At 49.8% G+C, this 568-nt stretch carries 2 tRNA genes and 2 rRNA genes; all 4 read right to left on the bottom strand.

What is annotated here, in order from left to right:
- Nucleotides 1-83 (bottom strand): 23S ribosomal RNA (locus tag EIP89_RS11420); the annotation flags it as partial.
- A gap of 109 nt (nucleotides 84-192) precedes the next feature.
- A tRNA-Ala gene (locus EIP89_RS11415) sits at nucleotides 193-266 on the bottom strand.
- 69 nt (nucleotides 267-335) lie between these two features.
- Nucleotides 336-409, bottom strand: a tRNA-Ile gene (locus tag EIP89_RS11410).
- A gap of 76 nt (nucleotides 410-485) precedes the next feature.
- Nucleotides 486-568: ribosomal RNA gene (locus EIP89_RS11405) — 16S ribosomal RNA — on the bottom strand; the annotation flags it as partial.

The following is a 568-nucleotide window of genomic DNA, read 5'->3' as shown; positions in this document are numbered from 1 at the left end:
CCCCGCAGCTTTTCGCAGCTTGCCACGTCCTTCTTCGCCTCCGGAAGCCTAGGCATCCTCCGTGTGCCCTTTCTAACTTCTCTCTCTTCCGTTATCTCTTGCTCCTTGCCAATATGTCAAAGATCGTTTGTGGTACCAACCAGCAGGAATCGAACCTACTTCATCGTCGCCAGACGGTGCTCAACAAACAAGTGGAGGATAACGGATTCGAACCGATGACCCCCTGCGTGCAAAGCAGGTGCTCTAGCCAACTGAGCTAATCCCCCAATATATAAAGAACTTCAATTTTAAAATCCAACCACAGTACGCTGCACGTGTAAGACGTATCTGCTTTGTAGTCCCGCCCAGATTTGAACTGGGGACCTCTACATTATCAGTGTAGCGCTCTAACCAACTGAGCTACGAGACTGTAATGGAATATGATATAGTTAGCAAGAACAGAGGGGTGAAGAGGAGGGGAACGATTGATGTTCCGTGTTCTCTAAGAAGGAGGTATTCCAGCCGCACCTTCCGGTACGGCTACCTTGTTACGACTTAGCCCCAGTCACCGGTTTTACCCTAGGCAGCT

It is taken from the genome of Thermaurantimonas aggregans (assembly GCF_003851885.1).
In the GTDB taxonomy this organism is placed as follows: domain Bacteria; phylum Bacteroidota; class Bacteroidia; order Flavobacteriales; family Schleiferiaceae; genus Thermaurantimonas; species Thermaurantimonas aggregans.
Note: the sequence above shows the minus strand (reverse complement) of the source record. Positions and strands in the feature narration are given on the sequence as shown.